The sequence below is a fragment of the Ruegeria atlantica genome, assembly GCF_947495585.1.
Lineage (GTDB): Bacteria > Pseudomonadota > Alphaproteobacteria > Rhodobacterales > Rhodobacteraceae > Ruegeria > Ruegeria atlantica_G.
Genome location: NZ_CANLZK010000001.1, coordinates 835,533 through 856,763, shown reverse-complemented (window position 1 = coordinate 856,763; position 21,231 = coordinate 835,533). Strand labels below are relative to the sequence as shown.

Here is a 21,231-nt window from a genome sequence, read left to right as displayed (position 1 = left end):
CTTATAAAGGATGCACTGCTCGATAGGTTTCTTGCCTGTATGAAACCTGCCTCAATAACTTAACGCCCGCTTCGTGCGGGCGTTTTTTTTGTTCGGATCTGACGTAGGTTGCGCCGCCCGAATGTTTCCCCGTTTTCTTTGCAGCTGCAGCATGGCACTGTGTTGCCAAAGTTGATTTTGTGGGAGTTCGGCCATGAGCCTTTCGGGAAAAACAGCCATTATCACCGGATCGAATTCAGGGATCGGATTGGGCGTCGCGCGTGAGCTGGCGAAGGCCGGGGCCAACGTGGTGCTGAATTCATTTACCGACCGCGACGAAGATCATGCACTGGCCGCCGAGATTTCGAAAGAGACCGGTACCAGCGCACGCTATATCAAGGCAGACATGTCTAAAGGTGAAGAATGCCGCGCGCTGATCGAAAAGGCGGGGGCATGCGATATTCTGGTGAACAACGCGGGTATTCAGCATGTTGCGCCGGTTGATCAATTTCCGGTCGATAAGTGGGATGCGATCATCGCGATCAACATGAACTCGACTTTTCATACGATGGCCGCCGCGCTGCCAATGATGCGCAAGGCTGGGTGGGGACGTATTGTGAATATCGCCTCGGCACATGGGTTAACGGCGTCTCCGTTCAAGGCTGCGTATGTCGCGGCAAAGCACGGAGTGGTTGGTATGACCAAAACCGTGGCGCTGGAAACCGCGCAGGAGCCGATCACATGCAACGCGATCTGCCCGGGTTACGTCCTGACACCATTGGTCGAAGCGCAGATCCCGGGCACCATGAAGGAATACGGCATGAGCCGTGAGGACGTGATCAAGAACGTGATGCTTGAACGGCAACCTTCGAAAGAATTCGCCACGGTCGAGCAATTGGGTGGCACCGCGATCTTCTTGTGCTCGGATGCGGCAGCGCAGATCACGGGTACGACGATTTCCGTGGATGGTGGCTGGACGGCGTTGTGAGGTTTCACGGGGGCGCTGCCCCCGCACCCCCGGAGTATTTTGGAAAAGATGAAGGGGCAGGACGGTGAAACGGATCAATCTGGCTTTGCAGGGTGGCGGAGCGCACGGTGCCTTTACCTGGGGCGTTCTGGACAGGCTGCTGGACGAAGAGGATATCGAGGTCGCGGCCATCACTGGGACCTCGGCCGGGGCGCTGAATGGCGCTGCGTTCAAATCCGGGATGGTGCACAACGGACGCGACGGCGCGCGGGCCTGTCTGGACGGGCTATGGGCACGGATGGGTGCTGTGGGGGATATGCGCCTTGCCAACTGGATGCAGGCGCTGGAGCCCGCACAGATTGCCCAGTCGATGGAGTATTCACTGCCATTCTCGATTGGTGATGCCTGGTCGCGAATGGTGTCGCCTTATGCCTATGGTCCGTTTTACCGCAATCCCCTGGAACCGGTTGTGGATCGGTTCAACTTTGATGAGATTTGCACGGATCAGGGACCCCAGTTGTTTATCTGCGCGACCTGTGTGCGCAGCGGCAAGATCCGGGTGTTCACCGGGGAAGAGATTTCAACGGATGCCATTTTGGCCTCGGCCTGCCTGCCAAGCCTGTTTCAGGCCGTCGAGATATTTGACCCCAGCTCGGGCCGGACTGAGGCATATTGGGATGGTGGCTACACTGGAAACCCGGCGCTTTATCCCCTGTTTAACAATGATTTGCCTGAAGACGTCGTGGTCGTGAACATCAACCCGCTTGAGCGTGATGAGGTGCCAAAAACTCCGCAGCAGATCCAGAACCGGATCAATGAGATCAGCTTTAACTCATCCCTGTTTCGCGAGCTGCGGGCGATCAATTTTGTTCAGCGTCTGTTGGCGGACGGCAAGCTGACGGCCGGAGAGATGAGCCGCGTATTTGTTCACATGATCGCGGATGACGAATTGATGAACGATTTGTCCGTGGCAACCAAGACGGTTCCCAACCCTGTGATACTGCATAAACTGAAGGACGCCGGGCGCGCCGCGGCGCATCGGTTCATTGGCGATCACAAAGCTGATCTTGGCGCACGCAGCACCGTCGACCTGCCCGAGATGTTTGGCTGATCACTCGGGCGGCTGCGTCGGGTCTTTTTCGTTGGGGTAAACAAGGCCTGCGGAAATCACCAGCTTTGCGGCGTCCTCGATTGTCATATCCAACAGGATCACGTCCTCGGCCGGGAAGAACAATAGGAAGCCAGAGGTCGGGTTGGGCGTGGTCGGGACGAAGACACCCAGCAGTTCACCCCCGGTTTCAGCCCGCTCGCTGACTTCGCCTTTTGCTGCGGTAGAGACGAAACCAATCGCCCAGATGCCCCGACGCGGGTATTGGATCAGGCATGCTTTTTCGAACGACCGTTCAGTCTGCGCAAAAACCGTTTCCGAGATCTGCTTGATCCCCGAATAGACAGACCGGACAACGGGCATCCGGCTGACAAGATTTTCGGCAATTTGGATCAGGGACCGGCCCAGAATACCTTTGGCGATCCATCCGACCAGAACAGTGAAGATCAGGAAGATGACAACGCCGACGCCGCGCAGGTTGATGCCCACGTATTCCTGCGGCTGGAACCGTTGTGGAATTATGGGCAGAACCGCACTGTCGATCCAGCCGACCACGGACCAGATCAGCCAAATGGTCAGCCACACTGGCGCAATCACGACGATGCCCGTCAGGAAAGACGCGCGCAGTCGCGAAAACAGGCCCGGGCGGCGTTGTGGTTCTTCGTCAAATGGCGTGTTCATTGCGGTCCTGAGCGGTTTTCTGCCAAATTAGTTAAGCAGTTGGGTGCCTTGGTACAATAGGCTTATGTCAATCGGTTCGGTCGGAAAGCGCCCGAGCAATTCCGGCCGCCAGTCGCGCGTTATTACGAACCAGGGCAATATTGGCCGTCAGCGAACGCCCTTCGGTCTGTTCGTAAATCCGTTGCAGCAGGTAGGGCGTGACGCCCTTGCCGCTGATCCGGTGCGTGTCTGCGTCGGCCTGTGCCGATGCAATGATGGGAGCCAGTTCTTCGGCCGGGATCTGATCGGCGGTCGGAATTGGGTTGGCAACAAGCTGGCCGCCGGGCAAGCCAAGCGCGCGGCGTGTGGCGTGCGCCGTGGCGATGTCCTCGGCACTGTCCATGCGCAGGGGCGCGGCATAAGGGGATTTGGCCGACCAGAAGGCCGGGAATTCGTCTTGCCCGTAGGCGATGACCGGAACGCCCAGCGTTTCCAGAACCTCGAGCGTTTTTGCCAGATCGAGGATGGCTTTTGCGCCCGCGGCCACAACCGTAACCGGAGATTGGGCCAGCTCATGCAGATCGGCTGAGATATCAAAGGTCGTCTCGGCACCTTGATGCACCCCGCCGATGCCACCGGTGGCAAACACCTCGATCCCAGCATAATGCGCGGCGATCATCGTGGCCGCGACCGTGGTCGCGCCAGTGCCGCCGGTTGCCATGCAGGCGGCCATATCAGCGCGCGACAGCTTGGCGACGCCCTGCGCCTGACCCAACGCTTTCAGCTCATCAGCCTCAAGGCCCACATGCAGTTTGCCTTTAATCACGGCCATGGTTGCCGGAATTGCGCCCGCGTCGCGGATGTCCTGTTCAACCTGTGCCGCGACCTCGATGTTCTGAGGGTAGGGCATCCCATGGGTGATGATGGTGCTTTCCAGCGCCACGATAGGCTGGCCTGCGTCCTTTGCGGCACGGACCTCGGCGGAATATTGAATGTCGATCACAGTGGGGTTTCTCCGGATACGTAAGTTGCGGCGGCGTGCAAAGCGCGGGCCAGGGCCTCTTCGCTTGATGCTCCGTCAGATTCTGAGGCGATGTGGGCCGCCATGAATGTGTCGCCTGCACCGGTTACGCGGGTAACCAGAACGGACGGGGGTGTTTGGGTCAGGATTTCATCCGCATTACCAACCGTGGCAGAACTTCCGCCGTCGGTGACCAACACCCGCAGCGCGCCGCGATCCAGCAGACCTTTGGCGGCGCTTTCGGAATCCTTGAATTCGCGCTGACACAGGATGCCGGCTTCTTCGAGGTTCACATACAGCGTGGCCCGCGCATGTTTCAGGAACGGCAGCAAGCGTTCGGCTTTACCGGGCGAGGCTGGTGCCACACGCAGATCGGCGCGCGCAAAGGCGGGGCTTTGGGCGATTTCCTCAAGCAAGTTCAGGGTCAGGTTCCCGTCCAGCGCGATAGGGCCTTCGAACGGCTCGTTTTCGTACCCTAGCGGCCCGTGCATCAGTGGACGCAGGATTTTGGCACCCGCGGCCTCAAGCGAATGCGCGTCGGCAATGGCCGCAATCAGGCCGTTGGCCCCTTCGACCGCCATGTAACGGTCGGTCGGCAAATCCTGCGAACGGTAAATGTGATCCGTCACCATGCCCAGTCGGGAACAGGCATTTGCCAACTCATCGCCCTCAGGATCGCGCCCGATGGCGGTCAGCAGGGTGGGGGTCATGCCAAAACGCACCAGTGTCATGGCGATGTTCATGGCCACGCCACCCGGTAGGCGGGTGATCCGCCCCGGCACGTCCGACCCTTGCCGCATGGCGCTGGCGGACCGGCCAATCACGTCCCAAAGAACCGATCCGATACAAAGGATGTCGCTGTTTTGTGTCATGTCGTCGTCATGCCGCAGCCCCGGCGTAGGTGCAAGCGTTAACGCTCGCACCGATCAGCGCATCGCGTCGGTCAGACCCTTCAGCGCGGCCAGAGGGTCATCCTGTGACCAGATCTCGTCCCCGATACCGAAAAAATCGGTGCAGGGGGTCAGATCGCGAACCAGGTCGGGGTTCAGGCCACCCTCGGCAACGACCGGAACTTCGATCGTCTCAGACCACCACTGGAACAGATCCATTTCGGCGATTGTGCCATCACCCAGCGTTGACGCGCCCACTGGTCCAAAGGCGACATAGTCCGCACCGGCCTCGCCAGCCGACATGCCGTCATGGCTGGACGCACCGCAAAAGCTGCCAACGATGGCTTCCGCGCCCAATTCCTTTCGTGCAAACCGGACCGAGCGCGCGGCGTCATCCAGATGCACCCCGTCCAGCCCCAACCGCTGCGCCAGCAGAACATGGTTCGAGATCACCAGCGCCACATCGCGCGCATGGGCAACCTCACGGCAGGCATCCGCCGCGCGGGCGATCGTGTCTTCATCTCCACCAGCCAGCGCCAATCGGATACAGGCGATCTCTGCCCCGTCCAACACGCTGGCCAAACGGTTCGTAAAGGTGCTCAGTTCGATGGTCGGTGGCGTAATCAGGTAAATCTGCGGCTGCTCGGGGGTGTCCATTGGCGCGTCCTTCGCTTTCAGTCTTTTGCGCGGTTTAGCGGATTGCGGCGGGGAAGCAAACTTTTATGCTGGTTTCCGGCCCAAATGAAGGCGCGGATGGCTTGCCCTGCCTGTGCGCGCAGATTAGAGCAGGCGGAACCTTCGGAGACAGCCATGCCCAGCGATAAATCTCAGCCCTCATTCGTGCTTGTGCGCCCGCAGATGGGTGAAAACATCGGTGCCGCCGCGCGGGCGATGTGGAATTTCGGGCTGGATCGGATGCGCATTGTGGCGCCTCGGGATGGGTGGCCGAACCCCAAGGCTGTGGCGATGTCCAGCGGCGCCGGGCGTCTGTTGGATGAGGCGCAGCTATACGACGAACTGGCCGGTGCGCTATCCGACAGCACTTTTGTTTTTGCGACCACGGCGCGGCAGCGTGGATTGACAAAGCCGGTCTACAGCCCGGAACGCGCAATGCAACTGGCTGCCGAAAAGGTTGCTGCTGGTGAAAAGGTCTGTGTTCTGTTTGGCCCGGAACGCGCAGGGCTTGAAAACGAAGACATCGCTAAGGCAAACGCGATCATCTCGGTTCCGGTGAACCCGGAATACGCCTCGCTGAATCTTGGCCAATGCGTGCTTCTGACCGCCTATGAATGGATGCGCCAGACCGGCGATGTGGTTCATGAGGCCACCGATCTGGGCAAGGGCGACTGGGCCACGGGCATCGAGGTCGAGAAACTGGTCGAACACTATGAAGACCGGCTGGAAGAGGCGGGGTTCTTTTATCCGCCCGAAAAGGCCGAGGGTATGAAGACCAACCTGCGCAACCTGTGGTCGCGGATGCGCATGACGCGGGCGGATGTGCAGATGCTGCATGGGGTCATGCGGCAGATGGTCCGCTGGAAAGACAAAGGCTGAGGCTGGACCTATGTTCCGCTTCACCCTAGCTTGCGACGAAATCCAAGGCACAAGAGGACAGCATGAGCGGTAAGCGCAGCATCTTCGAAGACGTCTCAGACACTGAAAAACAACAAGCCGTTCAACCGGGTATGATCGATCGTGGCCGCGGGGGTGCGCGCAAGGCCATTCGCGCTTGGCTGATGATCCTGTTTGCGCTGGTGGTCGGCATGATCGCTGTGGGCGGGCTGACCCGCCTGACCGACAGCGGGTTGTCGATCACCGAATGGCGGCCGATCACCGGGGCCATCCCGCCGATGAATGAGGCGGACTGGCAAGCCGAGTTCGACAAATACAAGCAAATCGACCAGTGGCGCATTCAGAACCAATGGATGGAGCTGGGAGACTTCAAATCCATCTACTGGTGGGAATGGGGCCATCGTCAGCTGGGGCGCGTGATTGGGCTGGTCTGGGCTCTTGGCTTCTTTGGCTTCCTTGTAGCGCGGAAAATACCAACCGGCTGGACCGGTAAGTTGTTGATCCCAGGCTTTTTGGGCGGTGTTCAGGGTGCAGTCGGTTGGTGGATGGTCGCCTCGGGCGTGACACAGGGCGAGGGGATGATCGCCGTGGCCAGTTATCGCCTGGCGATTCATCTGGGGCTGGCATTTGTGATTCTCGGATTCCTTGCATGGTACATCTTTGAGCTGGGCCGCGAGGAGCGCGACCTGATGCAGGCCCGCCGCGCGAAAGAGGCAAAATTGTTCTCGCTATCCACCGGGCTGATGCATTTCGCCTTTTTGCAAATACTCATTGGTGCGCTTGTCGCCGGGATCGACGCCGGGCGGTCTTATACCGATTGGCCGCTGATCGGTGGTCAGCTTCTGCCGCCTGACATGGCGATGCTGGAACCGATGTGGCGCAACTTCTTTGAAAGCCCGGGTCTGGTTCAGTTCATCCACCGTTGCGCGGGCTATCTGCTGTTCATCTTCGGCATCGTCGTCTGGCGGCGCGGCAGCACTAGTGCACATCCGCAAACGCGCTTTGCCTTCAACGCGGCCTTCGCAGCGCTTTCGCTGCAGGTGGTGATTGGGATCGCGACCGTGATCTACGCAGCCCCGTGGCAGATCGCCATCTTCCACCAGTTCATGGCCGTCGTCGTCTGGACTCTTATTCTGCGGGCGCGGTTCCTGACCGCTTACCCAATAGCAACCTCATTGCGCGGAGCCTGAATTCCATGAGTGCATATGACGATCTGATGGTGTTTCAGCGCGAAACCTCGGCTCTCGGCGAAATTGCCGGGCGTTTGGGCTGGGATCAGGAAACGGTGATGCCCCGGGGGGGCGCGTCGCAGCGGGCCGAGGAAATGGCAGCGATTGAAGCGGTTTTGCACGCGCGCCGATCCGATCCCCGTGTGGCTGAATGGCTGGAGCAAGCCGAGCCTCAGGATCAGGTGGGGCAGGCGCAGTTGCGAGAAATCCGCCGGTCCTATGAACGGACCGTCAAGGTTCCTGCCGATCTGGCAACGGCCATTGCGCGCGTGACGTCAGCAGCACAGGGAACCTGGGCGCAGGCCCGCGCAGACGAAGATGTCGCCGCTTTCTTGCCCGTGCTGGATGAGGTCGTGGCGCTAAAGCGTGAAGAAGGTGCCGCACTGGCGCAGGGTGGAAATATCTACGACGCGATGGTTGAGGATTATGAGCCTTACACGACCGGATCGCAGATCGCCGAAATCTTTGACCAGATGCGCCCGCGTCTGGTAGCTCTGCGCGCCGCCGTTCTGGATGAACCTGCACCTCAGGCTTTGACGGGGAGTTTCGATGAGCTGAAACAGATGCAATTGTCGGAAAAACTGGCAACCACTTTCGGGTATGACCTGAATACAGGCCGTATCGACAAGGCCGTTCACCCGTTCAGCTCGGGCAGCGGCTCGGATGTTCGGATCACCACCCGGACCAGTGAAACCGATCCGTTCAACTGCTTCTATTCGACAATCCACGAGGTCGGCCATGCCGCCTATGAACAGGGGATTGATCCGGCTTATGCCCTGACGCCGCTGGGGCGGGGTGTGTCGATGGGCGTGCATGAAAGCCAAAGCCGGATTTACGAGAACCAACTGGGCCGATCCCGTGCCTTTACCGGTTGGTTGTTTGGCCAAATGAAAGACGCGTTTGGCGATTTTGGCATCTCCGACCCGGATACGTTCTGTGCAACGGTCAACGGTGTTCACAACGGGTACATCCGCACCGAGGCGGATGAGGTGCAATACAACCTCCACATCATGCTGCGCTTTGATCTGGAACGCGCACTGATGGCCGGTGATTTGCAGGTGAATGACCTGGAGGTTGCGTGGAACGACCGCTTCAAGGCGGATTTTGGTTATGCCGTCGACACACCGTCAAACGGGTGTCTGCAGGATGTGCACTGGTCAGTGGGTCTGTTTGGTTATTTCCCAACCTATTCGCTGGGCAATGTCTATGCGGGATGCCTTTATCAAGCGTTGCGGAACGCTGTGCCGGAACTGGATGCGCAACTGGCAGCAGGTGACACGACAGGCGCAACCGATTGGCTGCGTGAGAATGTCCAGCAACACGGTGGGCTTTACACTCCGCGCGAGACCATTCAGCGTGCAAGCGGTATGGAACCCGGACCGGACCCGCTACTTGGGTATCTGGAACAAAAATTTGGCGAATTATACGGGCTCTGAGGTCAGAAAACGTTTCGTCAAGTTGCCGTGTAGGTGCATTGGTTTTGACTTGAATGAGGGTAGGGTGGTTCGACCGGTTTTACCAAAGGAACCACCTTGTTCTTTGCAACACATGTCAAACCACACTTAGCGTCAATTCTGACCAGCAACACGCGCCTGGTGGCGCGTAGACGCGTACTGGAGGCAAAGCATCACGTGCTGAACCGCCCGCGCGTTGTCCATTATTTCCATGATGTTTCTGACCCATACTGTCACCTCACCGCACAGGTCTTGCAGCAGTTTCGAGACACCTATGATGTCGAGCTGCGCCCGCATCTGATTTCGGGCCCTCCGGCCGAGGCTTTGCCGGACCCGGCAGCATATCGGCAAAATGCCATCAAAGATGCGGCAAGACTGGCCCGAAAGCTTGGTCTCGGCCCTCCTGAAGGCTCAGTTCCTGCCGAGGATTCCATTGCGGCAGCGGAAAAACAGATGGCAGCCGAACTGACGAATGAGAGCTTTGTTAAAAATGTCCGAGATATCAGCGAAGATCTTTGGTCGGGAAAGGGTTTTTCGTCCTCAGATCACCCCTTAACGGCTGCGCTGATCGAGGATGGTGACCAACAACTTTCCGATTTGGGTCACTATCTCGGCGGAACATTTCACTACGATGACGAATGGTATTGGGGCGTTGATCGTCTTCATTATCTCGAAGACCGGTTGCTGCACGCGGGTCTGGGAAGCGGGTCGTCACCGATAGTGTCTTTGCCTTCAGTGCAATTGGACCAAGAGAAGTCTCAGGATCAGGAGATTGAGTTCTTCTATTCTTTCCGCAGCCCTTATTCTTATCTGGCATTTGACCGGGCCGTCGACTTGGCACGCCACTACAACGCACGGCTGGTTCTGAGGCCGGTTTTGCCAATGTTGATGCGAGGTTTACCCGTCCCTCCACCCAAGTCTTCCTACATCCTTTATGATTGCATGCGCGAAGCGCGGCGGTTGGGGATCCCGTTTGGGCGTATCTGTGATCCTTTGGGCAAAGGGGTCGAGCGTGGTTATGCCTTACTGGATTATGCCGAAGCGCAGGAAAAATTGCCTGAGTTCTGTTCCGCCTTCCTGCGCGGCGTTTGGTCCGAGGGTCTGAATGCAGCAACCGATCGGGGGCTTCGGACTATCATCGAAAACGCGGGGTTGGATTGGCAGAGTGCGAAACCGCACGCTAGTTCAGATCGTTGGAGAGATCGGGTAGCGGTCAATCAGGACCGTCTGCAAGAGATCGGGCTATGGGGTGTCCCAAGTTTCCGCGTCGCCGGGGAAAGTGTCTGGGGACAGGATCGCCTTTGGGCAATCGAAGACCTTTTGATAAAAAAAGGCGCCACACCCGAAAGTGTAACGCCTGAATAATGTTATGGATCTGTCGGTTACTCTTCCGCTTCGTCCTCGTCGCCCTGATCGGCGATCCAGGCAACACTGACGACCACTTCGCCTTTGCCGGTGTTGAAGACCTTCACGCCACCGGCCGAGCGGGAGCGGAACGAAATCCCATCAACCGGCACTCGTATCGATTGGCCTTTGGACGTCGCCAGCATGATCTGATCTTCCATATCGACCGGGAACGAGGCGACGAGTTCGCCACCACGCATCGCCTTGTCCATGGCGGCCACACCCATCCCGCCGCGTCCGCGTACAGGATAGTCGTGGCTGGAGCTCAGCTTGCCTGCGCCGCCCGCCGTGATTGTCAGGATCAGGTTTTCGGCGGCCGACATCTCGGCATACTTCTCCTGGTTGAAATCGCTGCTTGCTGCGGCTTCCTCGTCGTCACCAGCGTCATCTTCGGTAAGCCCTGCAACCGCACGGCGCATTTTGAGGTAAGCCACACGATCTTCGGGGGTCGCCTCGAAATGGCGGATCACCGACATCGAAACCACGCGGTCGCCATTGGACAGCCTGATACCGCGTACACCGGTGGATTCGCGCGAATTGAATACCCGCACATCGGTGGTGCGGAAGCGGATCGCACGGCCCGAATTGGTGACCAGCATCACATCTTCATCTTCCGAGCAGATGCGGGCGTTCACCAGCTCAACATCTTCGGGCAGTTTCATTGCGATCTTGCCGTTGCGTCGGACATTGGTGAAGTCCGACAAGCGGTTACGACGCACGTCGCCCGCGCTGGTGGCGAAGATGATTTGAAGGTTTTCCCATTCTTCATCGGGTACATCCACCGGCATGATCGCGGCGATGGAAACACCGGTTGGGATCGGCAGGATGTTGACGATTGCCTTGCCCTTACCTGTGCGCCCCGACTGCGGCAGGCGCCAGGTCTTGAGCTTGTAGACCATGCCATCCGTCGTGAAGAACAGCAGTTGCGTGTGTGTGTTGGCCACGAAGAGGTTGGTGACAACATCCTCTTCCTTGGTCTGCATCCCCGACAGGCCCTTGCCGCCGCGCTTTTGTGCGCGGAAATCGGCCAGCGGCGTACGCTTGATGTAGCCGCCCGACGTGACGGTCACGACCATATCCTCACGTTCGATCAGGTCCTCGTCTTCCATGTCGCCGGACCAATCGACGATCTCGGTGCGACGGGGCACGGCAAACTGTTCACGAACGCTGCGCAGCTCATCTCCGATGATCGACATGATGCGCTCTCGCGAGGACAAAATATCGAGGTATTCCTGGATCTTACCTGCCAGTTCTTCCAGCTCGTCCGTAACCTCTTTGACACCGATTTGAGTCAGTCGCTGCAGACGCAGGTCGAGGATGGCGCGGGCCTGAACTTCGGTCAGGTTATAGGTGCCGTCGTCGTTCATCTTGGACAGAGGATCGTCGATCAGGCGCAGATAACTTTCGATCTCAGCCGCAGGCCAGCGGCGGGTCATCAGCTTTTCTCGCGCTTGCGCCGCGTCAGCGGATGACCGGATTGTGGCGACCACCTCATCAACGTTCGACACGGCCACGGCTAGGCCACACAGGATGTGGCTGCGTTCGCGGGCCTTGCGCAGGTCGTACGCAGTGCGACGGGCGACGACATCTTCACGGAAGTCAATAAAGGAGGTCAGGAATCGGCGCAGGGTCAACTGCTCTGGCCGGCCACCATTCAGCGCCAACATGTTGCAGCCAAACGAGGTCTGCATCGGCGAGAAACGGAAAAGCTGGTTCAAAACAACTTCGGGCGTCGCATCACGTTTGAGTTCGACCACGACACGCACCCCATTGCGGTCGGATTCGTCCTGAACGTGGCTGACGCCTTCGATGCGTTTTTCGCGAACGGCTTCGGCGATCTTTTCGATCATCGAGGCCTTGTTCACCTGATAGGGGATCTCGTCAACGACGATGGCGTAGCGGTCCTTGCGGATTTCCTCGACGCGGGTCTTGGAGCGGATTATGACGCTACCGCGCCCTTCCAGATAGGCTTTGCGCGCGCCGGAACGGCCCAACATCACACCACCGGTTGGGAAATCAGGGCCGGGGATATATTCGATCAGCTGTTCGGATGTCAGATCCGGTTCATCTATCAGCGCCAGCGTTGCGTCGATGACTTCGCCAAGGTTGTGCGGTGGGATGTTGGTTGCCATGCCGACGGCGATACCACCGGCACCGTTGACCAGCATGTTCGGGAAACGGGCGGGAAGAACCGTTGGTTCGCGGTCCTTGCCGTCATAGTTGTCCTGAAAATCGACCGTTTCTTTTTCAATATCGGCCAACAGAGATGCGGCGGGCTTGTCCATCCGCACTTCGGTATAGCGCATGGCCGCCGGGTTATCGCCGTCCATGGAGCCAAAGTTGCCCTGACCATCTAGCAGCGGCAGCGACATCGAGAAATCCTGCGCCATCCGCACCAGCGCGTCATAGATCGCGCTGTCACCATGCGGGTGGTACTTACCCATGACATCGCCAACCGGACGGGCCGATTTGCGGTATGACTTGTCGTGGGTATTGCCCGTCTCGTGCATGGCATAGAGGATGCGCCGGTGCACCGGTTTCAGGCCATCGCGCAGATCGGGGATCGCGCGGGACACGATGACCGACATCGCATAGTCCAGATAGGACGTGCGCATCTCGGATTCGATGGATACCGTCGGGCCGTCATATACGGGACGCTGGGGCGGTGTTTCATCTATGTTTTCTGGGGTTTCTGGCGTATCGCTCACGTAACCTGCCCGTTTATTGTGCTGGGTCTATATCTTGTGGATGTACCTTATCAGACCCGGCACATAAGGTGCAAGCAAGCAGCGCAATCTGGGCAAAAAACACCCGTAACACTGGGGTAACATATTGTTAACCAAGGGTTAGGTGGTTTCTGTGTTATGCTGAAGAGACCTTGCAACAATTTTGGAGGTCTGCATGGAGCAAAGCGAAACAGAACTGATGCTCAAGGGGTATGGGCTGACAACGGCCGAATTTTTCTATCACATGCCCGACTATATTCACGTGCTCAATACATTTATCTGGCAAGAATACGACCTTGCGCCGGATCATCCCAAACTATTCGATTTTATTGAATTCTGGCAGCGAGAGATCGAAGGACCGCTGCATTCCGTGCGGTTTACACATCGAAAAATGATCGCGCCCGGGGAATGGCGCAACGTGGTAGGCGAATTCCGAGTGAATTGACGCCCGGGCGCATCAGGCCCAAACCCATATACATTTCCGGTGCATCCGGTATCGTGGCGGCGAAGTCATTGGCCACAAGCGGAAACACGGAATGCCCAGAGTTTTTTTGATAGCAGTTGCCATCTGCCTAGCCGGGCCTGTGTCGGCCGAAGGTGTCCTTGATAAAATCAAGAAGGGCGCTGAAAATACGGCTAATGCTGTCGGACGCGGGGCAGAAACCGTCGGGCAGACACTCGAAAAAGGGGCGAACGCGGTTGACGAAACCATCACGTCCACCTCTGATTTGCTGTCCAACGAGGCGACGCCCGAAGAGACCCGCGCGAAGCTGGATGTCATGGCCGTCGATGTGTTGGCGCAGTTACTTGCCGAAAATCCCGAAGCACAAGCGCTATATGATGTCAGTGCGGGATATGCTGCGTTCGATTCCCGCAAAGTGACAGTTTTCCCGGTGTCCGCAGGGTACGGGCGCGGTGTTGCCGTGAACAAAGAGACTGGTCAGCACACCTATATGAATATGGGAACCGGCGGCGTGGGCGCGGCGATCGGTATCGGCGGGTTCGAAACCAAATTCGTGATCCTGTTTGAAACCCAAGCAGATTTGGACAGTTTTATCACGCAAGGTTACGACGCGACTGCGGAATCCGGCGCGATGTATGGAGATGAGCGCACCGATGAGACGCTCAGGTTCATAGACGGGCGGTCGTTCTTTGTGCTCAGCAAAAAGGGCTGGCGCGTTTCGGCTGGGGCGTCAGGCACAAAATACTGGAAATCGCCCGAGCTGAACTGATCAGCCCGAGCAGCTGGCGCCGCCTAGAACGCAGAACTTTGCGCAATGTGGGTGGTTGAGGTGCACGTCGGCCTCGGCCTCGGCCAGTGTGGTGCCCATTTCAAACTCAGGCTCGTACGGCAGTAGGGTACAGGCCAGAACGGTAGGCCGTTCTGCGCCTTTGCGTTTGACCACCATGCGGGCATTCGAACACATTACAGCCTCGGGTGCTTTATCCAGAATGCCCCAGCAAGCAGTTGTGATTTCGGGGACTTCGACGGTTTCGTCCATCTCGGGGAACAAAACGGTCTGGCCGGGATTCTGTGCGTCGATGTCAAAGTTGTGCTGCTTGAAAAACGCCTCATACCCGGCGCGGCTGTCGGCGTCGCTGTCGCCCCAGACCGTGCGACCGGCGATGGCGATATTGAACCCGTTGTCGCGCAACCACTCCATTCCGGTGATGGTCTTGTCAAAGCTGCCTTTGCCGCGTTCCTCGTCATGCAGTTCGGGGCGATAGTGGTCCAAGGAAACGCGAAGTGTCAGCTTGTTTCCATAGTTGCGCTTCAGATCCAGCAACCCCTCGCGCATCTTGCGGCGCATCATCGGCAGCATCGCATTCGTAAGGATCAAAACCTCATAGCCGCGTTCCAACGCGACACGAGTCATGTCGATCATTTCGGGGTTCATAAAAGGCTCGCCCCCGGTGAACCCAATCTCACGCACCGGCCAGTCGCGTTCTTCGATCTGGTCCAAGTAGTCGCGCACCTCTTCGGTGGTGATATAGATCAGCGCGTCGTTGGTTGGACTGCTGGCGATGTAGCAGTTGACGCATTCGATGTTGCAAAGAGTGCCGGTATTGAACCACAACGTCTCGGGGTTTTTCAACGCCACGGAAGCGCGGGTCTGCCCATCTGCTGTCACCAATTTGTTCTGAAATTTGCCGATATTGGCGGTCTGAGGCGCGTTGTCTTTCATTCCGGTATCCGGTTCTTTGAAGTTACTTCTGATGTAGCTGCTCGACTCGGATTAGTTAAGTCAGGCAAGTGCGACCTGACAGAGTTTTGATAATGGGGGATTTACGCTGACCGATTGCGCTAACATTGGACATGCCCGGCGGGGCAAGATAAGGAAAAACCATGGTTTCTCGCGTCATACCTGTTGATCCGTTCGATCTCGTCATTTTTGGCGGGACCGGTGATTTGGCGCAACGTAAGATTCTACCGGCCCTGTTTCGGCGCTTTTGCTCAGGGCAGTGGGCCGAAGGTGTGCAAATCATAGGCGCGGCGCGCACGGTCCACGACCGCGCGGGGTTTCAGGCAATGGTCGCCGAATCGCTGCGAACCCATGCGACTGCGCAATGCCGGGACGAGGGCGCATTGCGCGCGTTTCTGGACCGCGTCGATTATGTGACCCTCGACGGATATTCGAATGAGGGCTGGGATCAGCTTTCTGACAAGCTGAACCAAGATCGGGTGCGCGCGTTCTATTTCTCGGTCGGTCCGCGCCTGTTCGGGCCTTTGGCCGAAAGGATCAAAGCGCATGATCTTGCAACGCCAAGCACGCGGATCGTCGTTGAAAAACCCTTTGGCCACGATCTGGAGAGTGCGCGGGCGTTAAACGCGACCTTGGCTGAGCATTTTCGGGAGAGCCAGATCTACCGGATCGACCACTATCTGGGTAAGGAAACCGTCCAGAACCTAATGGCCGTCCGCTTTGGCAATATGCTGTTCGAACCGCTGTGGAATAGCCAGTATGTTGATCACATCCAGATCACGGTGGCCGAATCCGTAGGTATCGACGGGCGGGAAGAGTATTATGAGCGCGCAGGTGCCATGCGCGACATGATGCAGAATCACCTGATGCAGTTGCTGTGCCTGATCGCGATGGAGCCGCCGGCAAAGTTTGATCCGGACGCTGTGCGGGACGAAAAACTCAAAGTTATTCGGGCGTTGGACCAGGTCCAGCCACACCATATCGTGCGTGGACAGTTCGATGGTGGTGGCAACGGAAAAGGATACCGCGAGATTGTGGGCAATCCGCGCTCGACCACCGAAAGCTATGTGGCGCTGCGGGCGCACATCAGCAATTGGCGGTGGGCGGGTACGCCGTTCTACTTGCGCACGGGTAAGCGTCTAGTGGCGCGGTCTTCGGTGATCAATGTGATGTTCAAGGATGCGCCGCATTCGATTTTTGGCGAAGAGGCCGGACGCCACGCCAATGTCCTATCGATCCGCTTGCAACCGAACGAAGGTATAACGCTGAAGGTGACGATCAAGGAACCGGGGCCGGGCGGTATGCGTCTGGTCGATGTGCCCTTAGACATGAGCTTCGCCGAGGCGCTAGGGTCGGGAAACCAAGACCCCCCGGATGCATATGAGCGGCTGGTGATGGATGTGATCCGAGGCAACCAGACCCTGTTCATGCGCGGGGATGAGGTCGAGGCCGCATGGGCTTGGACCGACCCGATCATCGCGGGCTGGCACGCGCGCGGTGACGTACCAAAACCATATGAAAGCGGCAGCACAGGCCCGGGCGACGCCGAGCTGTTGATGAAACGAGATGGTCGCCGCTGGCAAGGAATAAACCCATGAAGATTCAGGAATATGCTGATCGCGACATGCTGGCAATTGATGTCGCAAACGCCTTGGCCGGAGAGTTGGAGGCTGCCTTGCTGCATCACGACACGGTCTCAATGGCCGTGCCGGGCGGTACGACGCCGGGGCCGGTCTTCGACGGTCTTTGCGCGGCCGATCTGGCATGGGACCGGGTGCGGGTTTTGCCGACCGATGAGCGCTGTGTTCCGGGTGACAGTGATCGATCCAACGAACGGCTGATCCGGCAGCGCCTGCTGACGAACCGGGCTTCGGTTGCCCAGTATGTGCCGCTGTATCTTGAGGGTAAGGAACCCGACGATGTCCTGCCGGAAATCGAAAACCTGATCGCGCCGGTTTTGCCATTGTCGGTTTTGGTATTGGGGATGGGTGAGGATATGCACACCGCGTCACTGTTTCCAGGGATGCAGGGGCTTGAGGCTGCGTTGGACAGCCATGCGCCCATTCTTGCGGTTGCGCGCACCGAAACCCAGCCCGAGGCGCGGATCACGCTGACCGGCCCGGTGCTGGACGGCGCGCTGTCAAAACACCTGATCATTTATGGCGCCGCCAAACGCGACGCGTTGGACAAGGCCATGTCGCTGCCACCAGAAGAGGCCCCGATCGCCGCTACGCTGACCGGCATGACAGTGCACTGGGCGGAGTAACGCAGATGCAATTGAACTCGCTCAAAAACCTTGCATCCGACGCTCGGGACGAAGCCATCCTGGGTCTGTTTGAAACCGATCCGAACCGCGCGCAGAGATTTTCGGCATCGACCGGCGACCTGCTGTTTGATTACTCCAAAACTCAGATCACGGATGAGGTCCGAAATGCTCTGATCGCTTTGTGTGATGAGGCGGGTCTGGCCTCGCGCCGCGCGGCGATGTTCGACGGGGAAAAGATCAACGAAACCGAAGGTCGCGCGGTTTTGCACACTGCGCTGCGCAATCTGGACGGTGGTCCTGTCGAAGTTGATGGGTTGGACGTCATGCCCGACGTTCTGGACACGTTGCAACGGATGCGCGTCTTTGCAGAAGAGGTGCGTGGCGGCGCGGTCACCGGGGCAGGGGGCGCCTTTACCGATGTGGTCAATATCGGGATCGGTGGTTCGGATTTGGGCCCAGTGATGGCGACGCATGCGCTGTCCCCGTATCATGATGGACCAAGACTGCACTATGTCTCGAATGTGGACGGTGCACATATCGCCGATACGCTGCGCCAGCTTGATCCAACGCGGACACTGGTGATTGTTGCCTCCAAGACCTTCACGACAATCGAAACGATGACCAACGCCCGAACGGCACGGGCGTGGATGGAAGATGGCGGCGGCGATCCGAGCAAGCAGTTTGCCGCCGTGTCCAGCGCGCTGGACAAGACCCAAGCCTTTGGCATCCCCGAAGAGCGTGTGTTCGGTTTTGCCGATTGGGTCGGCGGGCGCTATTCGGTCTGGGGCCCGGTGGGCCTGCCGGTAATGATCGCTGTAGGGTCGAATGCTTTTGACGCGTTCCTGCGTGGTGGAGAGGCGATGGACGTCCACTTTCGCGCCGCCGACTGGATCGAAAACATGCCGGTCATGCTGGCTTTGGTCGGCATTTGGCATCGTCAGGTTCTGGGTCATGCCAGCCGGGCCGTGCTGCCTTATGATCAGCGCCTGCTGAGATTGCCAGCGTATTTTCAACAGCTCGAGATGGAGTCGAACGGCAAATCTGTTGCCATGAACGGCAACACTCTGACCGTACCCTCGGGTCCCGTCGTCTGGGGTGAGCCGGGCACCAACGGGCAGCATGCGTTCTATCAACTAATCCATCAGGGCACCGACGTGATCCCCTGTGAGTTTATGGTCGCGGCCGAAGGGCACGAACCGGAATTGACCCACCATCACCGTTTGTTGCTGGCCAATTGCCTGGCGCAGTCCGAAGCGCTGATGCGCGGTCGATCCTTGGGTGAAGCGCGACAACGAATGGCGGAAAAGGGGCTGGAAGGGGACGAGCTGGAACGGCAAGCCCGTCACCGCGTTTTTCCGGGCAACCGTCCTTCGACAACGTTGATGTATCCAATGCTCACGCCGTTTGTTCTGGGCCAGATCATCGCGCTTTACGAACATCGTGTGTTTGTCGAGGGCGTCCTATTGGGCATCAACTCGTTCGACCAGTGGGGCGTTGAGCTGGGCAAGGAACTTGCCACATCTCTCGGCCCGATCGTGGACGGAGAAGAAAGCGCGACTGGCAAGGACGGCTCGACCGCTGCCTTGGTTGCCTATGCAATGCGCCACCGCGATCAGTAACGCGGTTTTTTGCGGTCTGCCGTGAAGGCAAGCCGCATTCTTTTATTGTCAGACAATTAAATGATTGGCAGGGTCTGTTCTAGGGAACGCACTGAACACTTTGCTTTGCGCATGCGGGCAGGTGGCATCAGGCAAGCAGACAGCACTGCCCAACAAAGGCGGCGCTGGTAATGGGAGGATGTCCATGCTGGGACAGATGATGACGCAGCCTTTGCTGATTTCGTCGCTGATTGATCACGCCGAACGCTATCATGGCCAGACCGAGATCTACTCGGTCGAAACCGATGGGTCGGTCATTGAAACCACTTGGGCGCAAGTGGCACAAAACGCGCGAAAGCTGGGTTCGGCGCTGACCAAGCTGGGGTTGGAGCCGCAGGATCGAATTGGCACGTTGGCCTGGAACAACCGGCGACATCTGGAGATCTACTATGCCACCTCCGGTGCGGGTTTTGTGTGCCACACGGTGAACCCCCGGCTTTTCCCGGAACAGCTGACTTACATTATCAACCACGCCAAAGACCGGGTTCTGTTCTTTGATGCGACATTCATCCCTCTGGTCGCGGCCCTGCACGAACACCTGACCGGAGTGCGCCATTTCGTTTTGATGGGCCCACGGAATGAAGACGCCGTTGCCCAAATCCCTGGCGTCGCGTTCTATGATGACCTGATCGAAACTGGCGATGGCGATTTTCAGTGGCCCAGTTTCGATGAAAACACAGCGTCCAGCCTCTGTTACACCTCGGGCACGACGGGCAATCCCAAAGGCGTTCTTTATTCCCATCGTTCCACAGTTTTGCACAGTTTCGGATCGAACACGCGAGATGTCATAGGCTTTTCTGCTATGGATGTCGTGATGCCGGTGGTTCCAATGTTCCATGTCAACGCCTGGGGGTCGCCCTATGCCTGCGCCATGTCGGGTTCACGCATGGTGCTGCCCGGGCCGGGTCTACATGGCGAAGCACTGGTGAATCTGGTCGATACATATGGCGTGACGCTGGCAATGGGGGTTCCGACGATCTGGCAAGGTTTGCTGGCACATGCCGAGAAGTCAGGCAGCAAGCTGGCCAGCTTGAACCGCACTGTGATTGGCGGTGCTGCGTGCCCGCCCTCGATGATCCAAATTTTCCGCGAGACCTATGGCGTCGATACGGTTCACGCCTGGGGCATGAGCGAGATGAGTCCGCTGGGAAGCACGAACAACCCACTGGCCAAACATCTGGACCTTCCGCCTGAAGAACAACACAAGCTGCGCGAAAGCCAGGGTCGTCCGCCCTACGGGGTCGAGTTGAAAATCGTCGATGATGACGGCAATGATCTGCCCCATGACGGCGTCACGCAGGGCGATCTGCTGGTACGCGGGCATTGGGTGTTGGACAGCTATTTCCAGATGCAGGATGAAGACCTGCTGCAAGACGGATGGTTCGCTACCGGAGACGTCGCAACACTGGACCCCGACGGGTACATGACTATCCGCGACCGGTCCAAGGACATCATCAAATCCGGGGGTGAGTGGATCAGTTCGGTCGAGTTGGAAAACATCGCCGTAGCCCACCCGCAACTTGCCACTGCAGCCGTTGTTGGTGTGCCACATCCCAAATGGGACGAACGCCCCTTGTTGGTTGCCGTCAAAGCCGAAGGCACGGACCCGAGTGAAGAAGAATTGCTGGCTTTCTTCGACGGTAAAATCGCCAAATGGCAGGTGCCCGATAAGGTTGTCTTTGTGGATGCGCTACCACTGAACGCGACCGGGAAGGTCCTGAAACGCAATCTGCGCGCAGACTTCGAGGGTGCCTTGATGGGCTAAGCGCCTGATATTGTTGGAAATGGCTCCGGCGGTAGGGATCGAACCTACGACCAATTGATTAACAGTCAACTGCTCTACCGCTGAGCTACGCCGGAACGGTTCGCGCCGTATAGCAACCTGTTTCTACGGCGTCCAGTGGGGGGGCAGAATTATTTTCGCCAAAATGACATCAATCCGAATAGCACCGAATTTGGTGCCGAATGAGGGTCTTGATATCAGGAGATTTTGGCTCCGGCGGTAGGGATCGAACCTACGACCAATTGATTAACAGTCAACTGCTCTACCGCTGAGCTACGCCGGAACTGAGGGGCGTATAACAACCCGTTTT

At 58.1% G+C, this 21,231-nt stretch carries 18 protein-coding genes and 2 tRNA genes; 12 read left to right on the top strand and 8 right to left on the bottom strand.

Going from position 1 to position 21,231, the window contains the following annotated elements; genetic code table 11:
* The first annotated feature begins 193 nt into the window (after nucleotides 1-193).
* Together QMP16_RS04185 and QMP16_RS04180 are read left to right on the top strand one after the other, a co-directional pair.
* Nucleotides 194-967 carry a 3-hydroxybutyrate dehydrogenase gene (locus tag QMP16_RS04185; protein ID WP_282151326.1) on the top strand — a complete coding sequence of 258 codons (774 nt, stop codon included), beginning with the start codon at nucleotides 194-196 and terminating at the stop codon, nucleotides 965-967.
* Nucleotides 968-1,031: 64 nt separating this feature from the next.
* The gene (locus QMP16_RS04180; RefSeq protein ID WP_282151325.1) at nucleotides 1,032-2,057 is read left to right on the top strand and encodes a patatin-like phospholipase family protein; all 1,026 of its coding nucleotides are present in this window, start codon (nucleotides 1,032-1,034) and stop codon (nucleotides 2,055-2,057) included.
* Here QMP16_RS04180 and QMP16_RS04175 read toward each other — a convergent pair whose 3' ends face one another.
* From QMP16_RS04175 to QMP16_RS04160, 4 genes are all read right to left on the bottom strand, one after another.
* On the bottom strand, nucleotides 2,058-2,735 hold the full coding sequence (locus QMP16_RS04175; protein WP_282151324.1) for a DUF502 domain-containing protein: 678 nt from the start codon (nucleotides 2,733-2,735) through the stop codon (nucleotides 2,058-2,060).
* A gap of 67 nt (nucleotides 2,736-2,802) precedes the next feature.
* Complete coding sequence (locus tag QMP16_RS04170; RefSeq protein WP_282151323.1) at nucleotides 2,803-3,717, bottom strand: pseudouridine-5'-phosphate glycosidase; 915 nt, start codon at nucleotides 3,715-3,717, stop codon at nucleotides 2,803-2,805.
* Nucleotides 3,714-4,607, bottom strand: a complete 894-nt coding sequence (locus QMP16_RS04165) for a PfkB family carbohydrate kinase (protein WP_113790158.1) — start codon at nucleotides 4,605-4,607, stop codon at nucleotides 3,714-3,716. Before QMP16_RS04165 ends, QMP16_RS04170 begins: the two co-directional genes overlap by 4 nt.
* Nucleotides 4,608-4,661: 54 nt before the next feature.
* A complete protein-coding gene (locus QMP16_RS04160) occupies nucleotides 4,662-5,282 on the bottom strand; it encodes a thiamine phosphate synthase (protein ID WP_282151322.1) in 621 nt (206 codons plus the stop codon).
* Between the two features lie 153 nt (nucleotides 5,283-5,435).
* Here QMP16_RS04160 and QMP16_RS04155 point away from each other — a divergent pair, with 153 nt between their 5' ends.
* The 4 genes from QMP16_RS04155 to QMP16_RS04140 all read left to right on the top strand — a co-directional run bounded on the left by QMP16_RS04155 (nucleotide 5,436) and on the right by QMP16_RS04140 (nucleotide 10,245).
* Nucleotides 5,436-6,179 (top strand): RNA methyltransferase, encoded by a 744-nt coding sequence (locus tag QMP16_RS04155; protein WP_282151321.1) that lies wholly within the window; start codon nucleotides 5,436-5,438, stop codon nucleotides 6,177-6,179.
* Between the two features lie 62 nt (nucleotides 6,180-6,241).
* Nucleotides 6,242-7,387 (top strand): heme A synthase, encoded by a 1,146-nt coding sequence (ctaA, locus tag QMP16_RS04150; RefSeq protein ID WP_282151320.1) that lies wholly within the window; start codon nucleotides 6,242-6,244, stop codon nucleotides 7,385-7,387.
* A gap of 5 nt (nucleotides 7,388-7,392) precedes the next feature.
* Complete coding sequence (locus QMP16_RS04145) at nucleotides 7,393-8,862, top strand: carboxypeptidase M32 (RefSeq protein WP_282151319.1); 1,470 nt, start codon at nucleotides 7,393-7,395, stop codon at nucleotides 8,860-8,862.
* A 270-nt stretch (nucleotides 8,863-9,132) separates the two neighbouring features.
* The gene (locus QMP16_RS04140; RefSeq protein WP_282151318.1) at nucleotides 9,133-10,245 is read left to right on the top strand and encodes a DsbA family protein; all 1,113 of its coding nucleotides are present in this window, start codon (nucleotides 9,133-9,135) and stop codon (nucleotides 10,243-10,245) included.
* Nucleotides 10,246-10,262: 17 nt separating this feature from the next.
* Here the strand turns inward: QMP16_RS04140 and gyrA are convergent, their stop codons facing one another.
* Nucleotides 10,263-12,992, bottom strand: a complete 2,730-nt coding sequence (gyrA, locus tag QMP16_RS04135) for a DNA gyrase subunit A (RefSeq protein ID WP_282151317.1) — start codon at nucleotides 12,990-12,992, stop codon at nucleotides 10,263-10,265.
* 193 nt (nucleotides 12,993-13,185) lie between these two features.
* Between gyrA and QMP16_RS04130 the strand changes: the two genes are divergently transcribed.
* Nucleotides 13,186-13,455, top strand: coding sequence for an usg protein (locus tag QMP16_RS04130; protein ID WP_058271768.1), 270 nt, complete (start codon nucleotides 13,186-13,188; stop codon nucleotides 13,453-13,455).
* 91 nt (nucleotides 13,456-13,546) lie between these two features.
* The gene (locus QMP16_RS04125) at nucleotides 13,547-14,242 is read left to right on the top strand and encodes a hypothetical protein (protein WP_282151316.1); all 696 of its coding nucleotides are present in this window, start codon (nucleotides 13,547-13,549) and stop codon (nucleotides 14,240-14,242) included.
* On the opposite strand, the gene QMP16_RS04120 is transcribed toward QMP16_RS04125, so the two are convergent.
* Nucleotides 14,243-15,196 carry a radical SAM protein gene (locus tag QMP16_RS04120; protein ID WP_282151315.1) on the bottom strand — a complete coding sequence of 318 codons (954 nt, stop codon included), beginning with the start codon at nucleotides 15,194-15,196 and terminating at the stop codon, nucleotides 14,243-14,245.
* A 161-nt stretch (nucleotides 15,197-15,357) separates the two neighbouring features.
* On the opposite strand from QMP16_RS04120, the gene zwf reads away from it, so the two are divergent.
* The 4 genes from zwf (at nucleotide 15,358) to QMP16_RS04100 (ending at nucleotide 20,903) form a co-directional block, all read left to right on the top strand.
* Nucleotides 15,358-16,812 carry a glucose-6-phosphate dehydrogenase gene (gene zwf / locus QMP16_RS04115; RefSeq protein WP_282151314.1) on the top strand — a complete coding sequence of 485 codons (1,455 nt, stop codon included), beginning with the start codon at nucleotides 15,358-15,360 and terminating at the stop codon, nucleotides 16,810-16,812.
* Nucleotides 16,809-17,480, top strand: a complete 672-nt coding sequence (gene pgl / locus QMP16_RS04110) for a 6-phosphogluconolactonase (RefSeq protein ID WP_282151313.1) — start codon at nucleotides 16,809-16,811, stop codon at nucleotides 17,478-17,480. Before zwf ends, pgl begins: the two co-directional genes overlap by 4 nt.
* Before the next feature lie 5 nt (nucleotides 17,481-17,485).
* Nucleotides 17,486-19,099 carry a glucose-6-phosphate isomerase gene (gene pgi, locus QMP16_RS04105; RefSeq protein ID WP_282151312.1) on the top strand — a complete coding sequence of 538 codons (1,614 nt, stop codon included), beginning with the start codon at nucleotides 17,486-17,488 and terminating at the stop codon, nucleotides 19,097-19,099.
* A 184-nt stretch (nucleotides 19,100-19,283) separates the two neighbouring features.
* Nucleotides 19,284-20,903, top strand: a complete 1,620-nt coding sequence (locus QMP16_RS04100; protein WP_282151311.1) for a long-chain-fatty-acid--CoA ligase — start codon at nucleotides 19,284-19,286, stop codon at nucleotides 20,901-20,903.
* Nucleotides 20,904-20,923: 20 nt separating this feature from the next.
* On the opposite strand, the gene QMP16_RS04095 is transcribed toward QMP16_RS04100, so the two are convergent.
* Nucleotides 20,924-20,998, bottom strand: a tRNA-Asn gene (locus QMP16_RS04095).
* 131 nt (nucleotides 20,999-21,129) lie between these two features.
* Nucleotides 21,130-21,204, bottom strand: a tRNA-Asn gene (locus tag QMP16_RS04090).
* Nucleotides 21,205-21,231: the final 27 nt, after the last annotated feature.

Excerpts from the sequence above, each read along its gene's own strand:
- QMP16_RS04185 (WP_282151326.1), top strand. The coding sequence starts at position 194 with ATGAGCCTTTCGGGAAAAACAGCCATTATCACCGGATCGAATTCAGGG.
- QMP16_RS04175 (WP_282151324.1), bottom strand. The coding sequence starts at position 2,735 with ATGAACACGCCATTTGACGAAGAACCACAACGCCGCCCGGGCCTGTTT.
- QMP16_RS04165 (WP_113790158.1), bottom strand. The coding sequence starts at position 4,607 with ATGACACAAAACAGCGACATCCTTTGTATCGGATCGGTTCTTTGGGAC.
- QMP16_RS04160 (WP_282151322.1), bottom strand. The coding sequence starts at position 5,282 with ATGGACACCCCCGAGCAGCCGCAGATTTACCTGATTACGCCACCGACC.
- QMP16_RS04155 (WP_282151321.1), top strand. The coding sequence starts at position 5,436 with ATGCCCAGCGATAAATCTCAGCCCTCATTCGTGCTTGTGCGCCCGCAG.
- ctaA (WP_282151320.1), top strand. The coding sequence starts at position 6,242 with ATGAGCGGTAAGCGCAGCATCTTCGAAGACGTCTCAGACACTGAAAAA.
- QMP16_RS04145 (WP_282151319.1), top strand. The coding sequence starts at position 7,393 with ATGAGTGCATATGACGATCTGATGGTGTTTCAGCGCGAAACCTCGGCT.
- QMP16_RS04130 (WP_058271768.1), top strand. The coding sequence starts at position 13,186 with ATGGAGCAAAGCGAAACAGAACTGATGCTCAAGGGGTATGGGCTGACA.
- QMP16_RS04125 (WP_282151316.1), top strand. The coding sequence starts at position 13,547 with ATGCCCAGAGTTTTTTTGATAGCAGTTGCCATCTGCCTAGCCGGGCCT.
- QMP16_RS04120 (WP_282151315.1), bottom strand. The coding sequence starts at position 15,196 with ATGAAAGACAACGCGCCTCAGACCGCCAATATCGGCAAATTTCAGAAC.
- zwf (WP_282151314.1), top strand. The coding sequence starts at position 15,358 with ATGGTTTCTCGCGTCATACCTGTTGATCCGTTCGATCTCGTCATTTTT.
- pgl (WP_282151313.1), top strand. The coding sequence starts at position 16,809 with ATGAAGATTCAGGAATATGCTGATCGCGACATGCTGGCAATTGATGTC.
- pgi (WP_282151312.1), top strand. The coding sequence starts at position 17,486 with ATGCAATTGAACTCGCTCAAAAACCTTGCATCCGACGCTCGGGACGAA.
- QMP16_RS04100 (WP_282151311.1), top strand. The coding sequence starts at position 19,284 with ATGCTGGGACAGATGATGACGCAGCCTTTGCTGATTTCGTCGCTGATT.